The organism is Geomonas sp. (genome assembly GCF_056994735.1).
In genome coordinates this window covers 1-15,557 of the sequence record NZ_JBXKJL010000339.1, presented here as the reverse complement: position 1 = coordinate 15,557, position 15,557 = coordinate 1, and the positions used below count along the sequence as shown (strand labels likewise).

17 protein-coding genes are annotated in these 15,557 nt (G+C 59.7%); 12 read left to right on the top strand and 5 right to left on the bottom strand.

Annotated features, from left to right (window positions below; translation table 11 throughout):
• Window positions 1-16: 16 nt before the first annotated feature.
• Both rodA and AC11W3_RS14745 read left to right on the top strand, forming a co-directional pair.
• Complete coding sequence (gene rodA / locus AC11W3_RS14750) at window positions 17-1,117, top strand: rod shape-determining protein RodA (protein WP_484093246.1); 1,101 nt, start codon at window positions 17-19, stop codon at window positions 1,115-1,117.
• A 21-nt stretch (window positions 1,118-1,138) separates the two neighbouring features.
• Window positions 1,139-2,275 carry a tRNA-queuosine alpha-mannosyltransferase domain-containing protein gene (locus AC11W3_RS14745; RefSeq protein WP_484093245.1) on the top strand — a complete coding sequence of 379 codons (1,137 nt, stop codon included), beginning with the start codon at window positions 1,139-1,141 and terminating at the stop codon, window positions 2,273-2,275.
• Window positions 2,276-2,351: 76 nt separating this feature from the next.
• Here AC11W3_RS14745 and AC11W3_RS14740 read toward each other — a convergent pair whose 3' ends face one another.
• Window positions 2,352-2,501 (bottom strand): TFIIB-type zinc ribbon-containing protein, encoded by a 150-nt coding sequence (locus AC11W3_RS14740; protein WP_484088302.1) that lies wholly within the window; start codon window positions 2,499-2,501, stop codon window positions 2,352-2,354.
• Window positions 2,502-2,959: 458 nt separating this feature from the next.
• On the opposite strand from AC11W3_RS14740, the gene amrS reads away from it, so the two are divergent.
• The 8 genes from amrS (at window position 2,960) to AC11W3_RS14700 (ending at window position 9,004) form a co-directional block, all read left to right on the top strand.
• On the top strand, window positions 2,960-3,973 hold the full coding sequence (amrS, locus tag AC11W3_RS14735) for an AmmeMemoRadiSam system radical SAM enzyme (RefSeq protein WP_484088303.1): 1,014 nt from the start codon (window positions 2,960-2,962) through the stop codon (window positions 3,971-3,973).
• A 3-nt stretch (window positions 3,974-3,976) separates the two neighbouring features.
• Entirely contained in the window at window positions 3,977-5,713 is a 1,737-nt protein-coding gene (locus AC11W3_RS14730) for a PAS domain-containing sensor histidine kinase (RefSeq protein WP_484088304.1), read from the top strand.
• A 95-nt stretch (window positions 5,714-5,808) separates the two neighbouring features.
• Window positions 5,809-6,462, top strand: coding sequence for a lysophospholipid acyltransferase family protein (locus AC11W3_RS14725; RefSeq protein ID WP_484088305.1), 654 nt, complete (start codon window positions 5,809-5,811; stop codon window positions 6,460-6,462).
• Window positions 6,446-6,898: a ribonuclease HI gene (rnhA, locus tag AC11W3_RS14720; RefSeq protein WP_484088306.1), complete on the top strand. Its 453-nt coding sequence runs from the start codon at window positions 6,446-6,448 to the stop codon at window positions 6,896-6,898. Before AC11W3_RS14725 ends, rnhA begins: the two co-directional genes overlap by 17 nt.
• 82 nt (window positions 6,899-6,980) lie before the next feature.
• Window positions 6,981-7,283, top strand: coding sequence for an HNH endonuclease (locus tag AC11W3_RS14715; RefSeq protein WP_484088307.1), 303 nt, complete (start codon window positions 6,981-6,983; stop codon window positions 7,281-7,283).
• Between the two features lie 24 nt (window positions 7,284-7,307).
• The gene (locus tag AC11W3_RS14710; RefSeq protein ID WP_484088308.1) at window positions 7,308-7,928 is read left to right on the top strand and encodes an HAD family hydrolase; all 621 of its coding nucleotides are present in this window, start codon (window positions 7,308-7,310) and stop codon (window positions 7,926-7,928) included.
• 55 nt (window positions 7,929-7,983) lie between these two features.
• The gene (locus AC11W3_RS14705) at window positions 7,984-8,436 is read left to right on the top strand and encodes a tetratricopeptide repeat protein (protein WP_484088309.1); all 453 of its coding nucleotides are present in this window, start codon (window positions 7,984-7,986) and stop codon (window positions 8,434-8,436) included.
• Between the two features lie 184 nt (window positions 8,437-8,620).
• Window positions 8,621-9,004: a VOC family protein gene (locus AC11W3_RS14700; RefSeq protein WP_484088310.1), complete on the top strand. Its 384-nt coding sequence runs from the start codon at window positions 8,621-8,623 to the stop codon at window positions 9,002-9,004.
• 656 nt (window positions 9,005-9,660) lie between these two features.
• On the opposite strand, the gene AC11W3_RS14695 is transcribed toward AC11W3_RS14700, so the two are convergent.
• From AC11W3_RS14695 to AC11W3_RS14680, 4 genes are read right to left on the bottom strand one after another with little or no spacing between them, the layout of a single operon-like run.
• Window positions 9,661-10,932 (bottom strand): Ni/Fe hydrogenase subunit alpha, encoded by a 1,272-nt coding sequence (locus AC11W3_RS14695; RefSeq protein ID WP_484093244.1) that lies wholly within the window; start codon window positions 10,930-10,932, stop codon window positions 9,661-9,663.
• On the bottom strand, window positions 10,916-11,671 hold the full coding sequence (locus AC11W3_RS14690; RefSeq protein WP_484093243.1) for an NADH-quinone oxidoreductase subunit B family protein: 756 nt from the start codon (window positions 11,669-11,671) through the stop codon (window positions 10,916-10,918). The genes AC11W3_RS14695 and AC11W3_RS14690 overlap by 17 nt, the downstream gene beginning before the upstream one ends.
• Window positions 11,668-12,516, bottom strand: a complete 849-nt coding sequence (locus tag AC11W3_RS14685; RefSeq protein ID WP_484093242.1) for an FAD/NAD(P)-binding protein — start codon at window positions 12,514-12,516, stop codon at window positions 11,668-11,670. Before AC11W3_RS14685 ends, AC11W3_RS14690 begins: the two co-directional genes overlap by 4 nt.
• Entirely contained in the window at window positions 12,509-13,489 is a 981-nt protein-coding gene (locus tag AC11W3_RS14680) for a 4Fe-4S dicluster domain-containing protein (protein ID WP_484088314.1), read from the bottom strand. The genes AC11W3_RS14685 and AC11W3_RS14680 overlap by 8 nt, the downstream gene beginning before the upstream one ends.
• A gap of 162 nt (window positions 13,490-13,651) precedes the next feature.
• Here AC11W3_RS14680 and AC11W3_RS14675 point away from each other — a divergent pair, with 162 nt between their 5' ends.
• Both AC11W3_RS14675 and AC11W3_RS14670 read left to right on the top strand, forming a co-directional pair.
• Window positions 13,652-14,416, top strand: a complete 765-nt coding sequence (locus AC11W3_RS14675; protein ID WP_484088315.1) for a tyrosine-protein phosphatase — start codon at window positions 13,652-13,654, stop codon at window positions 14,414-14,416.
• A 624-nt stretch (window positions 14,417-15,040) separates the two neighbouring features.
• Window positions 15,041-15,557, top strand: a 517-nt coding sequence (locus AC11W3_RS14670; RefSeq protein WP_484088316.1) for a carboxypeptidase-like regulatory domain-containing protein, incomplete at its 3' end; no start/stop codon positions are given.

The window sequence follows — 15,557 nt, the reverse complement described above, 5'->3', positions numbered from 1 at the left end:
CTCAAGAGGAATCGCGATGTTTGACCGACGGCTATTCACCAACTTCGACTGGACGCTCCTTGCGGTGGTACTGCTCATCACCGCCTTCGGCGTCGTCAACATATACAGCGCTTCATCCTCCTACCGGGAGGTCGGCACGCCGTACTTCCTCAAGCAGCTCTACTGGATCGTCGCCGGCGTCACCCTGTGCCTCACCGTCTGCAGCCTCGATTACCACATGCTGGAGGACTTCGCTTACTGGCTGTACGGCGCGGTGCTGATCCTGCTGGTGCTGGTGCTTCTCGTAGGGAAGACGTCCATGGGCGCCACCCGCTGGATCCACCTCGGGTTCTTCACTGTCCAGCCCTCCGAGCCGATGAAGATCGTCATCATCGTCACCTTCGCCCGATTTTTCAGCCGCTACCCGGTCTTCAAGGGGCTGACCGTCAGGGATCTCGTTTACCCGCTCCTCCTGCTTGGCGCGCCGGCTCTCCTCATCATGAAGCAGCCCGACCTTGGCACCGCCATACTGGTTTCGCTCATCGCCGGGACTATGCTCCTCTTCGTCGGGGTCCGCTGGTCGGCACTCGCCACCCTTTTTGCCGCCGCGATTCCGGTAATCTACGGGGGGTGGCGGTTCGTTCTGCACGACTACCAGAAGGACAGGATCTACAACTTCCTCAACCCCGACCTCGACCCGCAGGGGAGCGGTTACCACATAATCCAGAGCAAGATCGCCGTCGGCTCCGGCGCCACCTTCGGCAAGGGCTTCATGCACGGGACGCAGTCGCAGCTCCGTTTCCTCCCCGAGCAGCATACCGACTTCGCCTTCTCGGTTTTTGGGGAGGAGTGGGGCTTCGTGGGCTGCCTGGTGATGCTGGCCCTCTACCTCTTCCTGATCCTCTGGGGACTGGGAATCGCCAAGAGGTGCAATGACCGCTTCGGCGCCCTGCTGGCCGTCGGCGTCTGTGCCATGCTCTTCTGGCATATCGTGATCAACATGGGCATGGTCATCGGCCTCTTCCCCGTGGTCGGAGTCCCCCTGCCGTTCTTCTCCTACGGCGGGACCTCCATGGTGACTTCCATGATCGGCGTCGGCATCCTGATGAATATCAGCATGCGCCGCTTCATGTTCTGACCCCTCCGGAGGAGAGTCTTCATGCGCATCACCCTGGTCGAGCCGTACTTTACCGGCTCCCACGCCTCCTGGGCCGAGGAGTACGCCTCCCGCAGCAGCCACGAGGTGGAACTCCTGACGCTTCCGGGGCGCAACTGGAAGTGGCGCATGCACGGCGGGGCGGTAACGCTCGCCTCCCGGTTCCTGGCCCGGAATAGCCGCCCCGACCTCATCCTGGCCACCGACATGCTCGATCTCACCACCTTCCTCGCTCTCACCCGTGGGACCAGCAGCCGCTGCCGCAGCGCCATCTACTTTCACGAAAACCAGCTTACCTATCCCTGGTCTCCCGACGATCCCGATACCGGCAACGACCGCGATCTCCATTACGCCTTCATCAATTACACCAGCGCCCTGGCCGCGGACGCGGTTCTCTTCAACTCCTCCTACCACCTCAACGCCTTCGTCGGCGCCCTCCCCGGTTTCCTGGGGAAGTTTCCTGATCCGGTCGAGCGGGAGTCGGTTGACCTCATCGCCGGCAAGAGCCGGGTCCTCCCGCTGGGGCTGGACCTGAGAAAGCTGGATCGTTACCGCCCTCAGGAGCCCTCCGTGGGCAATCCACTGATCATCTGGAATCATCGCTGGGAATATGACAAGGCACCGCAGGACTTTTTCGAGGCGCTCTATCAACTGGCGGACGAGGGCGTGGAGTTCCGGTTGGCGGTGCTGGGAGAGTCTTTCCGCAAGGCTCCTGCGGTCTTCCGGCAGGCACGCGAGCGGCTTGCCTGCCGGATAGTGCACTGGGGGTATCTGCAGAGTTTTGCCGAGTATGCGCAGTGGCTTTGGCGGGGGGACCTCCTCCCGGTAACCTCAAGGCAGGAGTTTTTCGGGGCCAGCGTCGTCCAGGCCCTTTACTGTGGTTGCGTCCCGCTTTTGCCGGAGAGACTGGCCTATCCCGACCATGTCCCGGCAAAGGCTGCCGCTGCCGTCCTCTACGGGGAAAAGGAGAAGCTGGTCGACAGGCTGAGGTCTCTGCTGGCGGAGAAAAGCCGGGGCGAAGTGCTGGACTCGCACGTCAGCCGCTACGACTGGGAGCAGATGGCTCCTGCATACGATGCTTTCTTCGAGCAGTTCGTCTCGCGGGAATACGGGGATGTTCCTCGGGTTATGGGAGTGTAAGAGCTTCGAGGCGGGGTGGTGAAAGGGGGCAGGAGGGGCGCCAGCTTCGCACCCCTTTTCCCAACTAGGCTGCCAACTAGGCTGCCTGTTTTATGGTGATGATCACGTCATGCTTCTCCAGCCACATGGTCCCGCAAGAGGTGCATTCAAAGAGCCCCTTTGCGTAGCCATCCGAGTGGATGTCAATCTCGATTCCTTTCTTGTCGTTACAATTCGGGCAATGCATGGTCTTTTCTCCTCTTCGCACAGTTATAGTTGTCAGCAATATATAGAACGAATTGTCCAGGCGCAAGTGCCTTTTTTTGCAAAAAGTCTAGTAAAACAACTGTTTAGCGTTTGCCCACTCCGACCTCCTTGAGCCCGCATTATAAAACAACTCCTCCGTCGCGGCCGGTTTTCACCTCCAGCCTCCATCCAAGTATTCAAAAAATAACGTCTTGTTGCTTTTAAAACAAGGGTATGCCCAGTCTGGAGCAGAATCCTTTTCCTTACGTAAACGTCGAGGCCTGCCAAAAACTTTTTTTTGCCTACTGTTTATGAAAAGAGGTTTGATTCCTGCGCTGCCGTCAGCTCCAGCTTTTGCCTCGGTCGCTGATTTTACTCTGGAAAATCTGCCTACGAGGTGCTATTATTTGCTTTCGTTAATGTGACACCAACTTCGCCGGCGCGGGAGGAGCTTCCATCATGAAGGAGGCCATGTTTTATGACAAGCTTGATGGCGGCCGGGTCCGCTGCCGGCTGTGCCGCTTCCACTGCCTGATCGGCACCGGGAAGCGGGGGCACTGCAGGGTCAGGGAAAACCGCGAAGGTGTTCTCTACTCGCTGGTCTACGGCAGGCTGGTGGCCGAGCACGTCGATCCCATAGAGAAGAAGCCCCTCTTTCATTTCCTTCCCGGCACCCGTTCCTTCTCGGTCGCCACCGTCGGCTGCAACTTTCGCTGTCTCCACTGCCAGAACTACAGCATCTCCCAGCCCGAGGAGGTCGGCATCGAGCATTCCGGAACCTTCGTCTCCCCCGAGGCCATAGTGCAGAGGGCGCTCTCACAAGGGTGCCGCTCGATCTCCTATACCTACACCGAACCGACCATATTTTTCGAATACGCCTATGAAACGGCTGTTCTGGCCAAGGCCGCAGGACTCAAAAACGTATTCGTCACCAACGGCTACATCACCAATGAGGCCCTGGCGGCCATGGCGCCCTATCTGGACGCCGCCAACATCGACCTGAAGGGCTTCAGCGACTCCTTCTACCGTGAGGTGGTGGGGGCCTCGCTGGCCGGGGTGCTTGACTGCATCAGGGAGTATAAAAGACTCGGTATCTGGCTGGAACTGACCACCCTGGTGATCCCCAACCACAACGACTCTCCTTCGGAGTTGCGGCAACTCGCCGCATTCATTGCCAACGAGATCGGCAGGGAAACCCCCTGGCATGTGACCCAGTTCTATCCCACCTACCGTTTGCAGGATGAGCCGAGAACACCTCTCGCCACCCTGCGGGCTGCGCGTCAGATCGGCCTTGACGCCGGTTTGCGGTATGTCTACGAGGGGAACGTACCCGGAGAAGGCGGGGAAAACAGCTTCTGCCCCTCATGCCAGGCCCTGCTGATCAAGAGGTGTGGCTACGTCATCGAGAAGAATCTCCTCACCGGCGGGTGTTGTCCGGGGTGCGGCCAACAGATCGACGGTATATGGGACTAGTTGATGTCTTCACCCTCCAACAGATCATCCGATCCCTCTTCCCTCCTTCTAAAACAGCTGCTGCTGGGGCTTTCTCTTGTCCTGTTGTTCGTGGTCGTCGACGCCTGCGCGGACTCGTTTCTTTTTGAGGAAGAGACCTTTTTCGGCGCTCTGTTGTCTCCCTCTCCCCGCGAGGTGGTGGACCGGTTGCTGATGCTTTTTCTTGTCTCCTGTTTCCTGGCCTGTTGGAGGCGAGTGCATGGAGCCAGGCAGAGCCTCCAGCAGGCCCTGCAGGAAGCGCTTTTGAAGGCGGAGCATGAACGGGGGAAGCTCGTAGCTGTCGTCGAGGCCATGGCCGACGGGATATCGATCCAGGACCCCCAGTTGAGGATCCTGTACCAGAATCGGGCCAACCAGGAGGTAATGGGGGGCCACGTCGGTGAGCTTTGCCATCAGGCCTACCATGGACAGAGCGTGCCTTGCCCGGGGTGCCACCTGGTGCAAGCCTTCGACGACGGCGGCGTCCACCGTGTCGAGGTCAGGAGAAATACCGACGAAGGAACCCGCTGCTTCGAGATCATCGCCTCCGCCGTCAAGGACGACTCCGGCGCGATCACGGCAGGAATCGAGGTGGTGCGGGAGATAACCGAGCGCAAGCTGGCTGAGCAGACGGCGAAGAAACAGGCCGCCCTGTTGCAGCATCTCATCGATACCATTCCGAACCCGATCTATTACCAGGACTCTTCCGGGCGCTTCATCTGGTGCAATTCCGCCTTTGCCGAGTGGCTTGGAAGCCCGCGTGAACTCATCATCGCCAGAACCATTTCCGAAGTCGCCACCCCGGAGTTGAGTCAGGTCTTTGCGGAGACGGAACCGACCGCGGAGCAGGCAACGGTCCGCGAGGTCTCGCTATCGCAGGGGGACGCGATGCGGGAGGTGATCTTCTACAAGTCGGCATTCACGGATGGTTCAGGGGAGCCCGGGGGGGTGGTCGGGGTCGTGATCGACATCACGGAGCGGAAAAAGGCCGAGGAGGAGATACGCGCCCTCAATGCCGCGCTGACCCGGCAGACCTCGGAGCTGCAGCAGGTCAATCGCGAACTGGAAGCCTTCAGCCACGCCATCTCCCATGACCTGCGGACCCCTCTCACCAGGATCTACAGCTTTTCGCAGCTCCTTCACGGCAGCTGCGAAAAGCTGGACGCGGACTCGCTCTTCTACCTCAAGTCGGTGAACGAGGGATGCCTCCAGATGGAGGCGCTCCTTAACGCCTTGATGGATCTCTCGAAGGTCACCGAGGTCAAGGTCACCATGACCCTGGTGGATCTGAGCCAGCTCGTCAACGAAAAGGCCAGGGAACTGCAGTTGGCCGACCCCGATCGACAGGTGGTTTTCCGCATCGCGCCCGAGCTTCGGGCCAAAGGAGACCGCCAGCTGTTAGGCCTCGCCCTGGAAAACCTGATGCTCAACGCCTGGAAGTACACCTCCAGGGTCACGGAGCCGATTATCGAGGTCGGCTCCTTCATCTCCGCTGATGGCGAGAGCGTCTTTTTCGTCAGAGACAATGGCGCCGGCTACGATAGCTCACGCAGCGAAGAGCTCTTCAAACCCTTCCGCAGACTGCACTCCTCCCAGGAGTTCCCGGGAACGGGCCTGGGCCTCGCCACCGTCCGCCGCATCGTCCGCCGCCACAACGGTCGAGTCTGGGGCGAGAGCCGCCCCGGCCAAGGCGCCACCTTCTACTTCACCCTCAACGGGTGATCCCTCCATAAGGTAGATGTTGCCCCCCGTCTCCAATTCATGCTATACATCGAAACTGGTCGATTGCCTTAAAAACTCATCGTGAAGAGGTCTTCTTGAAGGTTTCACTGCTGCGCCGCTCCTGGGTCACTTTTTCCGTCTGGGTGGTCGGCTGCTACGCCTCCGGCATCAATCGCTTCGCCGTCAAAGGGGCGGACCGCATACCCCGCACCGGCGGTGTGCTGGTCGCCTCCAACCACATCTCCGCGTACGACACCATCTTCCTTCCGTGGGCCGTAGTGAAAACCAACCCCCTGCAGATGATCTGGGCTCCCGCCAAGGAGGAGCTCTTCCGGAACCCGGTCAAGGGGCTGATTTACCGCTCCTGGGGGGCCTTCCCCGTTCGCCGCGGCAGGGACCTGCGCGCCGGCAAGCACATAAACGACCTCCTGACCGACCAGAAGGTCATGCTCTTTCCCGAGGGTACCCGGCACAAGGACGCAGTGCTGGGCAAGGGGAACCGCGGAGTCGGGAAGATCATCTACGATACCAGGCCGCAGGTGATCCCGACCGCCCTGACCGGAATCAACCGCTGGCGCTTCCCGTCATGGGGAGCCAAGGGGGCCGTCTCCTTCGGGAAAGCCCTCGAATTTGACGATCTCTATCTACTTCCCGACTGCAAGGAGACCCACCAGCTGATCGTGGACCGGGTAATGGAGGCAATCGCCTCGCTGCTCAAGGAGGAGGGGAGCCATGTCAATGCTGGTTGAGATATTTTCCGACGGCGCCTGCAGCGGCAATCCCGGCATTGGCGGCTACGGCAGCATCCTGCGCTGCGCCGGCAAGGTGAAGGAGCTCTCCGGAGCCGAGGGGATGACCACCAACAACAGGATGGAGCTCATGGGCGCCATTGCCGCTTTGGAGGCCCTTACCCGACCCTGCGAGGTGGTGGTGACCACCGATTCGCAGTACCTGGCCAAGGGGATGACCGAATGGCTCGCGGGCTGGGTCAAAAGGGGGTGGATCAACAGCAAGAGGGAGGCGGTCGTCAACCGGGACCTCTGGGAGAGGCTCCTCGCCCTTTCCAAGACCCACAAGATCAAATGGGTCTGGGTTCGCGGCCACAACGGCCACATGGAGAACGAGCGTTGCGATGAGCTGGCGCGTGCCGCTATCGAGGGTTACCGGGAAGAGAACCTCAGGTAGTCCTCGCCTGGCCCCCTGATGTCCGCTTAATCCGCCGTGCCAGTTCCCAATCCCCATCCCCACTCCCCGATTCGGAGGTCTGTTGGACTATTTCATCATCGAGGTCTCCGAAGAGGAGATAAAGCGAGAGCGCGAGAAGGCGCGGGAATTGCGCAAAAGCCAGTGGTGGAAGAACCGGCTCGGCAAAGGAATCTGCCACTGGTGCCGGCAAAGGTTTGCTCCTGGCGAGTTGTCGATGGACCACGTCGTACCGGTGATTCGCGGCGGCAAGAGCAGCAAGGGGAACGTGGTCCCCTCCTGCAAAGAGTGCAACAACAAGAAGAAGCACATGCTCCCCGTCGAGTGGGAGGAATACCTGACCACCCTTGCCGGTGGGGAAGATTGATCGGCACCTCGTTGCGGAGATAACGTGAACCAAGAGATCAAGGCGGTCATCTACGACTGCGACGGAGTGCTGTTCGACTCCTTCGAGGCCAATTTCGCTTTTTACAAGCAGATCATAGAGCGTTTCGGTAAGCCCCCGCTGGACAGAGGTGATGCCGAAATGATGCGTGTGCTGCACACCTACTGCAACAGGGACGTCCTCACCTACCTCTTCGAGGGGGATGAAAGGATGGAGGAAGTGCGTGCCTTTTCCGCGAGCATCGATTACCGCAAGCTCTTTCCGCTGATGGTCATGGAAGAGGGGCTGCGTGAGACGCTGGAGGCGCTGCGGGGCAGGGTGGAGTTGGCGGTCTGCACCAATCGCGCCAGCTCCATGGACATGCTGCTGGAGTCGTTCGGGCTCGATCGTTACTTCAGCTGCGTTATGACCGCAGGACGTGTGGCCAACCCCAAGCCCCACCCGGAACCGCTCCTGAAGGTACTGGAGCACTATGGCTTCGGGCCGGACCAGGCGCTCTTCGTAGGCGATTCCGAGGTCGACCGCCAGGCTGCGGACGCAGCCTGCATCCCCTTTGTAGCCTATCGGGGAGAAATGCGGGCCGCGGCAAGGATAGAGCGTCATCTCGACCTGCTGTCACTGCTGTAAAGCCTGGGTCTGGCGGACAGTGCTTAAGCTCTGAATGTGGAAGCTGGAGGTAGGAATGGATCTTACGCCGGTTGAAGAGGGCGAGAAAGTTTTTGGTAAAGCCCTGCATGCCCTTGCCGCGGGTGAAACTCCCGCCGCACTGGCTCATCTTGAGCGGGCGCTCAAGTCGCAGGACAATCCTTCTTGGCTCTCGTATTTCGGGTACTGTATCGCCAAGGAGCGCGGTCAGGTGAGAAAGGGGAGCGAGCATTGCCACGCCTCGCTACAGGCCGAGCCTGATAACCCGGTTCACTACCTCAACCTCGCCAAGGTTCATGTGATCGCCGGGCAAAAGGCCGCAGCCCTGGACGTCCTCAGGCAGGGGATGGCTGTGGGCGGTAGTGCCGAAATCGCGGCTCTTTTGGTAAGCCTCGGGAACAGAAAACCTCCGGTGCTGTCTTTTCTCCCCCGCGACCACGCCCTGAACAAGTACCTGGGAATCATCCTGAGCCGGCTGAAGCTCCGCTGAGGCCGGCACCACCTCGGCGTTTTTTTGCCGGTAGAACCTTCTTCCCATTGTCGCTCTCCCGTACACTCCCTCCGCCAGACACTCCCTTTTCCCCAGCCCGTGATATTGGCGGTTGCCTGCCGCCGATATGCTGTAATAATCATCCTATGTCTTTACAGGAAAAGAGGCGGGAGGAGGTGACCGCATGTCCGAGCAATTCAGGAAGCAGGGGGCGTTCAGCTGGTTCGAGTTGAGGACCACCGATGTCCGTGCAGCCGAGGCCTTCTACACCAGGCTCTTCGGCTGGACCACGGAGCCCTGGACCGGCAAGGAGAACTATACCCTTATCAAGGTCGACGGCAAAGAGGTCGGCGGGATCGTTGAGGCCCGTTCGGGTGAGACGGCCCCCTCCAGCAGATGGGGGATCTATGTCACCGTCACCGATGTCGACGAGACTGCCAGAAGGGCCCAGGAACTCGGCGGCAAGTTGCTGGTGATACCGACCGACATCCCGAGGGTAGGGCGTTTTTGTGTGATCGAGGACCCGCTGGGCGCGGTGATTACCGCCATCACCTATTCCCGCGGCTGAAAGACCGGAAATGATATCTGCCGGAGGAGTCGAGCCGGCTTTAAAAAAGAAAGGTCCATGAACGGGGTTCATGGACCTTTTTGCTGCATTGGCGTTATCGAGGGTACTTTCTGCTAATCCGTCGGTAAAAACGCCCCGGAGGCCAGCTGCCTGCCCGTTGTCGACCATGCAGATGACGTGTTCCGGTTTGGTTCCCCTTTTTCAAGCGGCGGTGAGACCGCCTGGCGGATGAGACAAGTCGCTTTCAGCGTTGCCCTGGATAACGCCAATTTTTTGCTCCGGAACGACGTGCGGTTTGCTTGAGCAACTGACCTCTGTCGCAACATGCCCCGGTGAATCGCTTTAGGCTTCCCTCTGCCATCGGGAGTGAGGGCCTGCTCACCGCGATTGAAAACCGGAGACTCGGTTTGAAGGGTCGTCAGGGACGCAAACATCGCGCTACGTGTACTCCAGAGCCTGCGCAATTCAATGCGCTTTCTAGGTGCACAGTCTACCAATTCAGGCAAGGGTGTCAATAGTAAAGTTAGATGGCCTTCATGTTTGTAGTGGAGATGCAGGTGCCGGTCAGGATCTAGTCGCCATTATGGCGAGGCGTCAATTCCGACGGAGGAACAGGCCTTTGCCGGCCTGGTGTTGATGCTGACGACAAGGAGCCGCTATAACCGAAGCAGGTGGACGGAGCAGGAGATGCACGGGTCATAGCAGCGGACAAGCCGCTCCAGTGCGCCCTTCAGCTGCACCTCGTCCGCCCCCTCCATGCTCGTGGCCAGGGCCAGCAGGTCCCGGGACAAGGCCCCCTGGTTAAGGGAGGTCGGCGTGATGACGTCGGCGTCGGTGCAGAGCCCTTCGTGGTCGAAGGCGTAGCTGTGGATGAGCACTCCACGCGGAGCCTCGCAGGCAGCACTCCCCCTGCCGCCGAGTCCCTTTACCCCGACGTTGTCTCCTCCTTCCCCGCCCATGGCCAAAAGCCGCTCGATAAGCTCGACCGCCCGCTCGACTCCCTGTAATAGCTCGATCGCCTGCGCCAGGTTGTTGGCGCGGATGTCGCTCCCCACGATCTTCCCTTCCACCTTACGGAAAAGATCGCCTGCTTCCCTGGAGAGTGCTGATCCCAAATTAAGGCGTGACAGCGCCCCGACCGTCGGCTCGCCGCCTGGCAGCGAGGCGTGTTTGGCGTTGGAGTGGGGGAGAACACTTTCGGTGACGTGATCCCGGTAACTGTCGACCGGGAAGACGTATCCATTCGAGGCCCTGAGGTGATCTGATGAGACGGCTGGCGATGGCAGATCCAGGGCCAGATGGAGTGGTTTGGGAAGCTCCTCCCACGGGACGGGGGGCTCGAAGAGCCGGTAGCTTTCGCGGCAATCGGGGAGGATCGAGATGAGCTCCTCCCTCAGGCGCCTGAGCGTATCCGCCGGTATCCGCTGCCCTAATCCCCCGACCGCGATATTGACAGGGTGGATCAGCCTCCCCCCCACGGTCTCCTGAATGAGGTTTCCCACCCTCTTGATCCGCAGCCCGCTCTTCAGGAGTTCCGGCTCCACCCTGGCCAGCCCGGCCATCCCGCTCGTTCCGACCAGGTCGGGAAGGACCAGGCAGTACAGGTGGAGCGCGTGGTCCTGTATCATCCCGCCGTTAACGATCAGCTCGCGGGTCAGGGCCGTCACTTCGGATACCTCCATCCCCAGGGCCTTCTCCACTGCCAGCAGCGCCGTCACCTTGTGCACCGTCGAGCAGAGCGAACAGATGCGGCAGATGATCTCGGGGACCTCGAGGTAGCTCTTTCCCAGCAGGAGCGCCTCGAAAAGCCTCGGAGAATCGGTCAGTGCGAGTTCGACCCGCTCCACCCGTTTCCCGTCCAGGAAGACCTTCACGCTTCCGTGCCCCTCGACCCGGGTCAAAAGGCTTATCTCAACGACGCTGGTCATAGTTCCACTCGGGCATGAAGCGGCTCATGCGGCGCTCGATTTCCTTCCTGCCGAATCCCCTTTCCAGCAGCAGTTCGAGCTCCTGTGCCACGTTGGCCTCCCTGACCGGGCCGCGGCATCCTTCGCAGACGATGCCGGTGGCGGGACAGCGGGCATTGCATCCTCCCTGGATAATCGGTCCCAGGCAGAGCTGGTCCTTGGCCAACAGGAGGCAGAGGTTCTCCCGGCTGCGGCATTCCGTGCAGACGGGGTAGCTCGGTGAGGGGGGGAGGTGGCCGTGAAGGAGCGCCCCGAAAAGGGCCAGCAGGTCGTCTTTTTCCGGGGGACACCCGGTGATGGTGAAATCGACACTGACGAAATTTCCCAAGGGGTAGGGCGGGAAGCTCTCGATGACCTTGGCGTCACCGTAAACCGCTTCAAGGAGCTCTTCCCTCTTGGAGGTGGCATTGTTCATGGCGGCAACCCCGCCGAAAAGGGCGCAGGTGCCGAATCCCACCAGCAGACGGCTGGCATTTCTGAGCTTGAAGAGAATCTCCAGATCCTTGGGTGTGGAAACCGCCCCCTCGACCAACGCGGCATCGAAGCTTCCCTCTGGGCGCTCGATGCTTTCGGCCATGGGAAAGTAGGCGATGTCGAAACTCTCGGCGATGTCCGGCAGTTCCTCCTCGCAGTTGACTATGGTAAGCTGGCACCCGGAGCAGGCTGTGAGCCCGGCGATGGCGATCCTGGGCCTCTTCATAACGCCTCCGGAATTTCCTTGAGCTCGCTGAAGCGGAAAACGGGACCGTCCGTGCAGCAGAGCCTTTGACCGATGGCGCAGTGGCAGCAGCGCCCTATTCCGCAGCGCATCCTGCGCTCCAGGCTCAAAAGGATCCTGTCGCCGCTGACCCCGGCCGCCTCCAGTTCCGTCGTGAGGCAGCGATAGAGTGCGGGAGGGCCGCAGACCGCGGCGTAGCTGGTCGCGGCGTCGAAGCTGAATCCCTTGAGCAGGTCCGGCAAAAGACCGACGGCGCAGGAAAAGGTGCCGGCCGGTTCCTCGGGGGCGAAGTCGACGGTGAGATACAGCCTGATTTTTCCCGTCTGCGCGAGCCCCGCCAGCTCCTCCCGGAAGAGCATCAGCCTGGGCTGCCTCGCCCCGTACATGAGGGTGATCTCCCCGAAGTCATGACTGTGCCGGACAAGGTGGAAGAGTAGCGAGCGGAGAGGTGCGATTCCCAGCCCCCCCGCAAGGAGCAGTACCGGGTGACCCTTCATCTCCTCGAGGGGGAATCCGGTCCCGAACGGGCCACGCAGCCCCAGCGGCGCCCCTTCCGGAATGCTGTGCAAAAGCTCGGTCACGTGCCCGACCCGCCGCACGCAGAGCTCCAGGTTCCCTTCTTTGGTCATCAGATCTGCCGGCGAAATGGGGACTTCGCCTCCACCCGGGACGGAGAGCTGGAGGAACTGGCCGGGGATGAAACCGGAGAGTGCCTGACTGGCAGAAGGCTCAGGCGCAATGGTGAAGAGTGCCGTATCGGCGGAAAGATCGCGCTTCTCGATGAGGGTCGCCGGAAATGGCGTATGGATGTCCAGATCGCTAGTCATGGTGCATCTCCCCCGGCTTTTCCGGCATCTCTAAAAGCTCGCGCAGGTCGATCTCCACGGGACAAACGGCCTTGCAGCGCCCGCACCCGACGCAGGACGTCATCCCCTGCAGGGGGGAGAAGCCGCAGTATTTGTGCAGGAAACGGTACCTGATCCGGTCCAGGCGGGTAGGGCGGAAGTTGCCCCCGGCCACCTCTCCGTGGGTGACGAAGAAGCAGTTGTCCCATTCCCTCAACCGCATTCCCCCACCGTGCAGCCCCGGATACTCCCGAACATCGAAGCAGTAACAGGTAGGGCAGCAGACCGAGCAGGCTCCGCATGAGACGCAGCGGTTGGCGAACTTCTCCCAAAGGGGGTTGTCGGAAAAGCGCAATTGCGGGTCCTGGGGAGGGATCGGGCACCAACCATCACTCCCGGCAGCAGGCGGATCCTCCACCTGCTGCAGTAATTTCCCGGCTGCTTCGACGATGGCGTGTCCCCTGTCGCCCGATGCCGTTAGACGATAGCCGTTCTCGCGCGAAGAGAGGAAGAGGTCGCACGGAGCCCCGCGAAGCGAAGGAGAGCAGAAGCAGAATTCGTCGGGGTCGCAGGAGAGGCCGATCAGCGTGAGGCCGGCTCTTCTCCTGGCGTAGCACGGGTCCGGCCGTTCCCCCAGGAATACCAGGTCGAGATAGGCGATCCCTTGCAGGTCGCAAGGGTGAAGGCCGAAGAGAACGGTCCGTGGCGCCTCTGTTTGAGGTTCGTCATAGGCGCCATCGTGCAGGCGCAGGATTTCCTCCCTGAACGGGATGAGGTATTTCTTGGGCGGAACGAGCGTCCTTCGGTAGTCGATCACCAGGTCGGAAGTGGCTTTGAGCGGTGCGAAGGCCGTGACCCCCTGATCGGAGATGGTGGGGCCGTGAAGTTCACCGAAGAGGCGCAGTGTCTCCAGGAATTCCGGCAGCAACTCTATGTCAAGGAAGGGGCTTTCCAATCGGCACCTCGTCAGATCTCTTATTTTACCCACCAGTGTGGCCATCGCAACCAGCAAAGGCGTGACAGTGTCCGACGGACCTTTTGACTTGATAGAGTTTACGTGGTATTTACAAAGCTCCTATCCCGCTTCGCCCCACACTGATTGAAGACGTCCCCAATTATGACAAGACACTTCATCGACCACCACTGCCATCTCCTTCCATCCGTCGACGACGGTTCCACTGACATCGAGGAATCGTTGGCCATGGCGCGTGTTCTGGCGAGGTTCGGTTTTTCTGCCGTTCACTGCACGCCGCACAGGATAAAGGGCTGCTATGACAATGACCCTGCAAAGGTTCAGCAGGCGACCCGGTACCTGCAGCGACTGATTTACGAGGCCGGAACCGACCTGCGGCTCATTCCCGGGACAGAACATTATCTTGACGAGTTCCTGATGGGGATGTTGCCGGACGCCCAGACCAGCGGATCGTCGAAGTACCTCCTCGTGGAGGCTCCCTTCACTTCCGGAGGGCAGATGGTCCCCTCCCTCCTCAGCGGTCTCTTGAGTCGGGGGATAGCCCCCCTTATTGCCCACCCCGAACGTTGCGCTGTTTTCGAGCCGGCGCGTCGGGCGGGGGTGCGAACCGCCTTCTCGTTCCTGAAAGGGTCCCAGAAAAAGGATGAAATAGAAGGATCCCTCATCTGCAACTTGAGGGATTCCGGTTGCCGGTTCCAGGGGAATATCGGCAGTTTTGCCGGCCTGTACGGCAGCGAAGTCAAGCAGAGGGCAACCCTCTTTCTTAGAAACGGCGTCTACTCCTGCGTCGGCAGTGATGCCCACCGCTCCGAAGGTCTCGAAGCTATGCTTTCTGCCGGGTTCGAGACCATGGTGGCAGCAGTGGGGGAAGAAGAGACAGAGAGTCTCTTCACTGGCACCGCCCATTGAGGCTCCTATAGACAGTTTATAGGTGTGGATAGATATTTTGTGGTGAGCAGTTTGAGCCGCTCTCGTCATGTTTTGCTGACGGGCGCGGCTTTTTTTATACCGCAGGAAGAGGGGAAGTTATTTGATTTCTAAAGGCCATGTGGCTCTTTTAGTATCTTAGATCGAGTGGCGTTTCCGGTTGCCTCTTTTGCTGATTTTTCTCCGATTTTGAGGGAGGAGATGTGTTGCAAAGCCGAAGATCTGTAGTCTCGCTGCGGGCTATTCCAGACGAGTGCTCAATGTGCGCCGCTTGTTCCTTGGAGAACAGCGGCAGGGGAGGGTCCGCTTTGATCACATCTGAAGATAGGGGCAACGGGGCGAATGGCATGCTAGCGAGCCGACATGTGCCGTCTAAGTTCGTTCAGAACGATGACGAAAAATTAGTGTCGACAAGTTAAACAGACTTGTTGACACAGTGCGTTTCCTGATGCTATAGCAATTGCTCATTTGGGGAGGGCTTCACGTAACCCTTTAGTACATCAGACGCGGGGCAAGGTACTTTGTCCTTGTGCTGACTACATTGGATATTGTCACTATTAGAGTTGATTTAAGATTTTTTTTATTGTGCGGCATGAGGAGGGTGTTTTGAAGCGGAAGACTTCTTTAAGTTGTGCGTTGTTTCTTTTGTTTATTCCAGTTCTTGGTCTTAGCAACGCATTGGCCTATAGCTTAAGTGGAACAGTGCATGGCGGCAGCACCCTGTTGCCCAATGCTCAAGTTCAGCTTTATTCAACGTCCGCTAACACGCAAGTTGGCAGTACTGCAACTACTGATTCGGCCGGTCACTACACAATTACGAATGTGGCTAACGGAACTTACAAACTCTTTATAACGCCGCCTTCTGGCAGCCAGTTCAACCCTGCCTGGATTACTGATCCGCCGATAGATTTTAATGGTGTTGATTTGGTTCGTGACGTGACCCTGCTCTTGCCGACCTCGAGCATATCCGGCGTGGTGCGCAATCCGGCCGGGACAGGCGCCAGCAACGTTCAGGTCTGCGCTACTCCGACTGGCAGTTACAGCAAGTGTGCAACCAGCGATGCGACTGGGGCGTATGGCATAACGGGTCTGGATTCGGGGACCTACCGGCTGGATGTTTCGG

What these genes read in the sequence shown, in the direction of transcription:
- AC11W3_RS14675 (WP_484088315.1), top strand. Translation starts at nt 13,652, where the DNA reads ATGACAAGACACTTCATCGACCACCACTGCCATCTCCTTCCATCCGTC.
- AC11W3_RS14745 (WP_484093245.1), top strand. Translation starts at nt 1,139, where the DNA reads ATGCGCATCACCCTGGTCGAGCCGTACTTTACCGGCTCCCACGCCTCC.
- amrS (WP_484088303.1), top strand. Translation starts at nt 2,960, where the DNA reads ATGAAGGAGGCCATGTTTTATGACAAGCTTGATGGCGGCCGGGTCCGC.
- AC11W3_RS14685 (WP_484093242.1), bottom strand. Translation starts at nt 12,516, where the DNA reads ATGACTAGCGATCTGGACATCCATACGCCATTTCCGGCGACCCTCATC.
- AC11W3_RS14700 (WP_484088310.1), top strand. Translation starts at nt 8,621, where the DNA reads ATGTCCGAGCAATTCAGGAAGCAGGGGGCGTTCAGCTGGTTCGAGTTG.
- AC11W3_RS14695 (WP_484093244.1), bottom strand. Translation starts at nt 10,932, where the DNA reads ATGACCAGCGTCGTTGAGATAAGCCTTTTGACCCGGGTCGAGGGGCAC.
- AC11W3_RS14740 (WP_484088302.1), bottom strand. Translation starts at nt 2,501, where the DNA reads ATGCATTGCCCGAATTGTAACGACAAGAAAGGAATCGAGATTGACATC.
- rnhA (WP_484088306.1), top strand. Translation starts at nt 6,446, where the DNA reads ATGTCAATGCTGGTTGAGATATTTTCCGACGGCGCCTGCAGCGGCAAT.
- rodA (WP_484093246.1), top strand. Translation starts at nt 17, where the DNA reads ATGTTTGACCGACGGCTATTCACCAACTTCGACTGGACGCTCCTTGCG.
- AC11W3_RS14705 (WP_484088309.1), top strand. Translation starts at nt 7,984, where the DNA reads ATGGATCTTACGCCGGTTGAAGAGGGCGAGAAAGTTTTTGGTAAAGCC.
- AC11W3_RS14690 (WP_484093243.1), bottom strand. Translation starts at nt 11,671, where the DNA reads ATGAAGAGGCCCAGGATCGCCATCGCCGGGCTCACAGCCTGCTCCGGG.
- AC11W3_RS14730 (WP_484088304.1), top strand. Translation starts at nt 3,977, where the DNA reads ATGTCTTCACCCTCCAACAGATCATCCGATCCCTCTTCCCTCCTTCTA.